The following is a 7,676-nucleotide window of genomic DNA, read 5'->3' as shown; positions in this document are numbered from 1 at the left end:
CTGGTCGAGCACGGCTCGACGGCGCCGCCGCGCGGGCGCTGACGCGAGGGCCGCCGCGCCGCCAGCGGGGCGGCGGGCCGGACGCGGGCCGGTGCGCCAGACTCGGGACGTGCTCGCCCCCGACGCCCGCGTGCGGCTGCCCCGGAGCCGACCGCGCTCACCGCTGCGCGCGATCGCGCTGCGCTTCGCCGTCGCCCTGCTGCTGGTGGTCGTCGCCTGGGGGATGGTCCTCGTCGAGCGCGACAACTACACCGACAACCTCGACGGCTCGGTGTCGGCGATCGACGCGCTCTACTACACGACGGTCACGCTCTCCACGACCGGCTACGGCGACATCGTCCCCGTCACGCCGGGGGCCCGGCTGGTCAACGCCCTCGTCGTGACGCCGATGCGCATCCTCTTCGTCATCGTGCTCGTCGGCACCACGATCCAGGCGCTCACCGAGCGCTCCCGCACCGAGATCCGCCTCGCGCGGTGGAGGTCCCGCATGCGCGACCACGTCCTCGTCCTCGGCTACGGCACCAAGGGCCGCAACGCCGTCCGCGCGCTGCGCCTGCAGGGGGTCCGCGCGGACCGCATCCTCGTCGTGGACCGCCAGGCGCAGGCCACCGCCGACGCCACCGCCGACGGCTACGTGGCCGTGACCGGCGACGTCACGCGCTCGGACACCTTCCGCACCGCCCTCGCCGAGCGCGCCGAGCGCGTCGTCGTCGCGCTCGACCGCGACGACACGGCCATCCTCGCCGTGCTGGCCCTGCGCCGGATCTCCCCGCACTGCAGCGTCGTGGCCTCCGCGCGCGAGGCCGAGCACGCCGACCTGCTGCGCCAGAGCGGCGCCAGCTCGGTCGTCATCTCCTCGGAGACCACCGGGCGCCTGCTCGGGCTGGCCGCCGTCAGCCCGACCGCCGTCGAGGTCGTCGAGGACCTCGTCTCCTTCGGCACCGGCCTCGACCTCGCCGAGCGGGTCGTCACCGCGGCCGAGGTGGGCCGGGCGCCCGAGGAGCTGGGCGTGCCCGTCCTCGCCGTCGTCCGCGGCGGGCGGCCGCTGCGCTACGCCGACCCCGCGGTCGGCCGGTTGCAGGCGGGTGACCGGCTGCTCTACGTGGCGGCCGGCTGAGAGCCCGCCGGGCGGCCGCCCCTCAGCGCGGCAGGTCGTCGGCGTGCTGCAGCGCGATCCAGAGGTCGGCGCGCAGCTGCGCCTCGTCGAAGGACCTGCCGAGCAGCTGCTCCAGGCGGGCGATCCGCAGCCGCACGGTGTTGCGGTGCACGCCGAGCGCCTCGGCGGTCGGCTGGCGCCGGCCGTGCCGGCCGAGGAACTCCCGGGCCGTGGCGAGCAGCGCGGCCGCCTCGGCCCGGTCGGGCAGCGTGAGCACCGGGTGCAGCAGGGCGGTGGCGAAGGCCCGGGCCGCAGCCGGCTCCAGCACCGAGCCGACGCCGCTGCTGCGCACGTCGTCCCAGCGGAACAGCGGGGAGGCGGGGCGGGTGCGCCGCAACGCCTCCCGCGCGGTCTGCGCGCTGGTGCCGGCCGCCTCCAGCGGCACGGCGGTCCCCGTGCCCACCCGGCAGCCCGCCGACAGCAGCAGCTGCTCGACCTCGGCCGCACCCGCACCGGTTCCCGCACCGGTCCCGGCCGCCGCCCCGTCGCCGACCACGACGACCAGCCCGGCGCCGTCCTCGTCGGGTGCCGCCAGCAGCGCGGCGCCGCCGGTGCGGGCGCGGGCCTCCAGGGCCTCCAGCGCGCCCTCCACGGCCCCGGCCGCGCCGTCGGCCCGCAGCACCCGCACCCGCGGGGCGAGCAGAGGGGCCTCGGCGCGCGGGCCGGGGGCCTCCTCGGCGACCGCCAGCACCCGCAGGGCCGCGTCGCGGTTCCCGCGCAGCAGCAGGGACAGCGCGCAGCCGCGCAGCCGGCGCTCGCTCGCGCGGGCGGCGGCGCCCGTCTCGGCGGCCAGCCCCAGCAGCGCGACCGCGGTGGTCACGGTGCTGCGCTGCCCGCCGCCCAGGGGCAGCGGGGTGCGCACCACCAGGTAGCCCGCCGGGCGCCCGTGCAGGCCGACCGGGTGCACCGACACGGCGCCCTGCGGGCCCTGCTCGGCCAGCGCCCCCCGCAGGCCCTGCGGGGCCAGCGCGCGCAGCGCGCGCGGCAGGTCCGGCGGCGGCGCGGCGCGCGCCGGCGAGCGGGTCAGGACGGCGCCGTCGGGGTCGACGACGAGGACCTGACCGCCCAGCGCCTGCGCGAGGCGGCGCACGACCGCCTCGCGCGCGTCGGGGCGCGTGGCCGCGCGGGCCAGCTCGCGCTGGTGGACGACGGCGGTGGCCGCCGCGTCCCGCTCCTCGGCGCGCAGCAGGTCCACGAACGTCCTGGCGACCGCGATGAACGGCGTGGGCCGCGGGACGGCGAACAGCCCCGGCCCCCGCTGCCGGCAGGCCCGCTCCAGCGCGGGCGGCACCTCGGCGTAGCTCAGGCCGGCGCCGAAGCCGACGGCCACGACCCCGGCCGCGGCCAGGTCGGCCGCGTAGCGCGACCAGTCCGCGTCGGCCGGGCGGCCCAGCCCGGTGGTCAGCAGGACCTCACCGCCCTCCAGGAAGGCGGTCGGGTCGAGCAGCTCGCTCGTGGTCACCCAGCGCACCGGGTCGGGGCGGGCGGGGACGACCTCCACGAGGTCCAGCCCCCGCGTCCCCAGCAGGTCGGCGACCGTCGGCACCCGGACACCCTCGCACGGGGACCCGCGTCGGCTGTGCACGGCTGCTGCGCCGGTCAGCGCCCCCGCGGGTCGGGAGGCTCGGGAGCGCCGGCGGCTGACAGGGTGGCGCGCAACCCGTCCACGAGCGCCCGCAGGCCCAGCTCGAAGGCGGCGCGGGCGGCGTCGCCGCCGCCGCGCGCGCGCACGGCCGCGGCGAACGTCGGCGCGGACCCGGAGTGCTCACCGGGCTCGAAGATGTCCGGCGGCGCCTGGGTGTCCAGCGCCGAGCCGAGCACGAAGGACTCCACGGCGACGACGGCGTCGACGAGGAGGTGCTCGGGCCAGCCGCCCGCGCGCAGCCCGGCCGCCACCCGCTCGTACATCGCCAGGGTGTGCGGGGCGCCGCGCACGGGGGTGACGGCGATGACGGGCACGAGCGCGACGTGCCGGGCGTAGACCTCGCGGTACGAGCGCGCCCAGGCGGCCAGCGCCTCCTCCCAGGGGAGCTCGCCGAAGGCGGAGCAGTCCACCTCGCGGTTGACGTGGTCCTGCACGCGGCGCAGCACCTCGTTCTTGGTGCTCACGTGGTTGTACAGCGCCGAGGGCGCCACGCCCAGGTCCCGCGCGAGGGCCGCCACGGTCAGCGCGTCGTGACCGCGGGTCTCGGCCAGCCGCACGGCCGCCTCGGTGATGCGCTCGGCCGTCAGCACCGGCTGGGACGGCCGTCCCCGGGGGCGGCGCTGGACGCTCGTCATGCGCCCATGCTCGCGCACTGGCCCGCCGCGCGGGGCGCCCCCCGCCGCCGCGCGGTGCTTGACACGCGCTCCGGCGACCCCGTTAATGAACCTCGATCACTTTCGAGGGGGGCGACACGGCCGTCGCAGCACCCCAGCAGTCCCCGCAGCAGTCCCCAGCAGCCGAGGAACCCGGAGCCGAGATGGACACCGCCCCCGCCAGCGCACCACCCGCCCTGCAGGTCGACTGCGACGTCGTCGTGGTCGGCGCCGGGCCCGCCGGCCTGTCCGCGGCCCGCCACCTCACCCGCGCCGGCCTGGACGTCGTCGTGCTCGAGGCGCGCGATCGCGTGGGCGGGCGCACCTGGACCGACGTCGTCGACGGCGCCGTGCTGGAGATCGGCGGCCAGTGGGTCTCGCCCGACCAGACCGAGCTGCTGGGCCTGCTCGAGGAGCTGGGCAAGGAGACCTACTCGCGCTACCGCGAGGGCGACTCCGTCTACGTCGGCCCCGACGGGGTCGCGCTGCGCTACCGCGGCGCCTTCCCCGTGCAGGAGAAGACCGCCGCGGAGGTGGAGCGGCTGACCGCGCTGATGGACGAGCTGGCCGCCGAGGTCGGCGCGCAGCAGCCGTGGGCGCACCCGCGCGCCCGCGAGCTGGACACGGTCCCCTTCGCCTCCTGGCTGCGCGAGCAGTCCGCCGACGAGGAGGCCTGCCGCACCGTGGGCCTGTTCATCGCCGGTGGGATGCTCACCAAGCCCGCCCACTCCTTCTCCGCCCTGCAGGCCGTGCTCATGGCCGCCTCCGCGGGCTCCTTCACCAACCTCACCGACGAGTGCTTCATCCTCGACAAGCGCGTCGTGGGCGGCATGCAGTCGGTCTCGGAGGCCGTGGCCGCCGAGCTGGGCGGGCGCGTGCACCTGTCCACCCCCGTGCGCACGATCCGCCGCACCGCGCCGGACGGCGAGGGCGAGGGCGTCGTGGTGGTCTCCGACCGCGTGCTGGCCCGGGCTCGGCGCGTCGTGGTGGCCGTCCCGCCGCCGCTGTTCAGCCGCATCTCCCACGAGCCGCCGCTGCCGCGCCGCCAGCACCAGCTGCACCAGCACCTGTCGATGGGCCTGGTCATCAAGGTCCACGCGGTGTACCCCACGCCGTTCTGGCGCGAGGACGGGCTCTCGGGCACGGCGTTCGGCGCCGACGCCCTCGTGCAGGAGGTCTACGACAACACCCTGCACGGCGACGAGCGCGGCACCCTCGTCGGGTTCGTCTCCGACGAGAAGGCCGACGCGCTGTTCGCCCTGCCCGCCGACGAGCGCAGGCGCCGGGTCCTGGAGTCGATCGCCGGCTACCTCGGCGAGCGGGCGCTGGAACCCGACGTCTACTTCGAGTCCGACTGGGCGGCCGAGGAGTGGACCCGCGGCGCGTACGCCGCGAGCTTCGACCTCGGCGGGCTCTCGCGCTACGGCGCCGACCAGCGCACCCCCGTCGGGCCCGTGCACTGGGCCTGCTCCGACCTGGCCGCGGAGGGCTACCAGCACGTCGACGGCGCCCTGCGCAGCGGCCGGGCCGCGGCCGAGGACGTCCTCGCCGCGCTGCACGGCGCCGGCGCACCCGCCCCCGCGGACGCGGTGGGCGCGTGAGCGCCCCCGCCCCGCGCCGCCACGTCGTCGCCCACGACGGCGGCGAGCGCGGCGCCGACGCGCTCGCGCTGGGCGCCGTGCTGGCCACCTCGCTGGGCGCCGAGCTGGACGTGGTCCTGGTGGTGCGCACCGACGACCCGTTCGGGCAGCCGTACCCGCCGGTGGGCGACGTCTCCGGGCTGGTCGCCGAGCAGGGCGCGCGGCGGCTGGAGGAGGACCTGGCGCGCCTGCCCGCCGGGGTGCTCGCCCGCGCGCACGTGCGCACCGCCGCCTCGGTGCCCGAGGGGCTGCTGGAGGCCGTCGCGGACCTGGGTGCCGCGGCGGTCGTCGTCGGCGCCGACGGCGGGGTGAACCCCTTCGGCGTCGGCCCGGTCGCGCGGGCGCTGCTGCACTCGGCCCCCGTGCCGGTCGTGCTGACCGCCGGTGCGCCGCGGACCGCGCGCCTGGAGCACCTGTACGTCGCGGTGGGCACCCGCCCGGGTGCGCAGCAGGTGCTGGCGGAGGCCACCGAGGCCGCCGAGCGCACCGGGCTGCCCCTGCACGTGGTGAACCTCGTGCAGGTCGACGCGCGCTCGGGCGCGCCGGAGCCCGCGCTGGCGAGGGTGGAGGAACTGGTGGCCAGGACCCGGGAACGGCTCGGGGACCGGCTCAGCGTGGAGCTGGGGAGGGGCAGGACGGTGCAGGAGGCGGTGGGCTCGATCGACTGGGAACCGGGCGGGCTGCTGCTCGTCGGCTCCTCCCGGCTGGCGCGCGGGCGGCAGACGTTCCTGGGGACCACGGCGGCGCGGATGCTGCGCCACGTCCCCGTGCCCGTCGCGGTCGTCCCGCGGGGCGAGCGGTGAGCGGCGCGAGCGGGCCGCAGGGCACCGGATCGCAGGCCACCGGGGCGGACGGCACCTCCAAGGGCCTGGGCAGCGGCCGCGTCGGGCTGCTGGGTTCCGTGGTCATCGGCGTGTCCACCATCGCCCCCGCCTACACCCTCACGGGCGCCCTCGGCCCGACGGCCTCCGCGGTCGGCGACCACCTGCCGGCCATCTTCCTCGTCGGCTTCGTGCCGATGCTGCTCGTGGCCGTCGGCTACCGGGCGCTGAACTCCGCCATGCCGGACTCCGGCACCACGTTCACCTGGAGCTCGCGGGCCTTCGGCCCGTGGATCGGGTGGATGGGCGGCTGGGGCCTGCTGGCGGCCACGATCCTCGTGCTCTCCAACCTCGCCGGCATCGCCGTCGACTTCCTCTACCTCATGCTCGCCCAGCTCACCGGCGACGACTCGCTGGCCGACCTGGCCGCGAACGTCCCCGTCAACGTCGCCACCTGCCTGGTGTTCATGGCGCTGGCCTGCTGGGTCTCCTACCGCGGCCTGGAAGCCACCAAGGTCGTGCAGTACGTGCTCGTCACCTTCCAGCTGCTGGTGCTCGTCTGGTTCTGCGTCGCCGCGTTCGGGCAGGTCGCCGACGGCAGCGCCCCGGCCGCGCTCGCGCTGCGGGCGGAGTGGTTCGACCCGTTCGGCGTGGGCTCCTTCTCCGCGTTCGCCGCCGGCGTCTCGCTGTCGGTGTTCATCTACTGGGGCTGGGACGTCGTCCTCACCATGAACGAGGAGACGCAGGGCTCGCGCACCACGCCCGGGCGCGCGGCGCTGGCGACGATCGCCCTCATCGTGGTGCTCTACCTCGCGGTGGCGCTCGCCGTGCTCACCTTCTCCGGCACCGGCGAGGAGGGCCTGGGGCTGGGCAACGCCGACATCCAGGAGAACATCTTCGCCGCCCTCGCCGGGCCGGTCATGGGCCCGGCGGCCGTGCTCATGTCGCTGGCCGTCCTGGCCTCCTCGGCCGCGTCCCTGCAGTCGACGTTCATCTCCCCGGCCCGCACGCTGCTGGCGATGGGCCACTACGGCGCCCTGCCGCCGCGCTTCGCCCGCATCGTCCCGCGGTTCCAGTCGCCCGGGTACGCCACGGTGGTCGCCGGGGTGATCGCCTCGGTGTTCTACGCCGTCATGCGCGTGCTGTCCGAGGACGTGCTGTGGGACACCATCACCGCGCTCGGCATGATGGTCTGCTTCTACTACGGCGTCACGGCGCTGGCCTGCGTCTGGTACTTCCGCGGCACCTGGCGGGGGGACCTGCGCGCCTTCCTCACCACGGGCCTGGCGCCGGGGATCGGCGGCCTGCTGCTGCTGGTGTTCTTCGTGCAGACGGCCGTGGACTCCACCGACCCCTCCTACGGTTCCGGCTCGCAGCTGTTCGGCATCGGCCTGGTGTTCCTGCTCGGCATCGGCGTCCTCGCCCTCGGCGTCGTCGTCATGCTCGCGCAGCGCCTGCGCCGGCCGGCGTTCTTCCACGGCCGGACCCTCCCGCGCGAGCGCGGGACGACCGTTCCCACCACCGCACCCGGGGCGAGCGCGCCCGGGAGCACCACCGAAGGAGCCAGCCAGTGAAGAACCTCCTGAACCTCCTCAACGTCGTGGACGGGGAGTCGGTGCCGGCCGCCGACGGGCGCACCAGCGAGGTCGTCGACCCCGCCACCGGGCAGGTGTACGCCACCGCACCGCTGTCCGGGCCGGCGGACGTGGACGCCGCCTACGCCGCCGCCGCCCGCGCCTTCAGCAGCAGGTGCTTCTGGCG

General features: G+C 76.8%; 7 protein-coding genes. 5 read left to right on the top strand and 2 right to left on the bottom strand.

Going from position 1 to position 7,676, the window contains the following annotated elements; all coding sequences use genetic code 11:
• Nucleotides 1-109: 109 nt before the first annotated feature.
• Nucleotides 110-1,117: an NAD-binding protein gene (locus GTQ99_RS16765; protein ID WP_166616876.1), complete on the top strand. Its 1,008-nt coding sequence runs from the start codon at nucleotides 110-112 to the stop codon at nucleotides 1,115-1,117.
• 22 nt (nucleotides 1,118-1,139) lie between these two features.
• Here the strand turns inward: GTQ99_RS16765 and GTQ99_RS16760 are convergent, their stop codons facing one another.
• On the bottom strand, nucleotides 1,140-2,702 hold the full coding sequence (locus tag GTQ99_RS16760; RefSeq protein ID WP_166616875.1) for a PucR family transcriptional regulator ligand-binding domain-containing protein: 1,563 nt from the start codon (nucleotides 2,700-2,702) through the stop codon (nucleotides 1,140-1,142).
• Between the two features lie 53 nt (nucleotides 2,703-2,755).
• Nucleotides 2,756-3,436: a TetR/AcrR family transcriptional regulator gene (locus GTQ99_RS16755; RefSeq protein WP_166616874.1), complete on the bottom strand. Its 681-nt coding sequence runs from the start codon at nucleotides 3,434-3,436 to the stop codon at nucleotides 2,756-2,758.
• A 182-nt stretch (nucleotides 3,437-3,618) separates the two neighbouring features.
• Between GTQ99_RS16755 and GTQ99_RS16750 the strand changes: the two genes are divergently transcribed.
• The 4 genes from GTQ99_RS16750 to GTQ99_RS16735 all read left to right on the top strand — a co-directional run.
• Nucleotides 3,619-5,055 (top strand): flavin monoamine oxidase family protein, encoded by a 1,437-nt coding sequence (locus GTQ99_RS16750; protein WP_166616873.1) that lies wholly within the window; start codon nucleotides 3,619-3,621, stop codon nucleotides 5,053-5,055.
• Nucleotides 5,052-5,897: a universal stress protein gene (locus GTQ99_RS27055; protein WP_166616872.1), complete on the top strand. Its 846-nt coding sequence runs from the start codon at nucleotides 5,052-5,054 to the stop codon at nucleotides 5,895-5,897. The genes GTQ99_RS16750 and GTQ99_RS27055 overlap by 4 nt, the downstream gene beginning before the upstream one ends.
• On the top strand, nucleotides 5,894-7,489 hold the full coding sequence (locus tag GTQ99_RS16740; RefSeq protein WP_166616871.1) for an amino acid permease: 1,596 nt from the start codon (nucleotides 5,894-5,896) through the stop codon (nucleotides 7,487-7,489). The genes GTQ99_RS27055 and GTQ99_RS16740 overlap by 4 nt, the downstream gene beginning before the upstream one ends.
• A partial coding sequence (locus tag GTQ99_RS16735; protein ID WP_166616870.1) for an aldehyde dehydrogenase family protein occupies nucleotides 7,486-7,676 on the top strand: 191 nt, incomplete at its 3' end. The genes GTQ99_RS16740 and GTQ99_RS16735, both read left to right, overlap by 4 nt.

This window comes from Kineococcus vitellinus (genome assembly GCF_009906315.1).
GTDB lineage: Bacteria > Actinomycetota > Actinomycetes > Actinomycetales > Kineococcaceae > Kineococcus > Kineococcus vitellinus.
The sequence above is the reverse complement of the archived record's forward strand: the minus strand, read 5'-3'. Positions and strand labels throughout refer to the sequence as shown.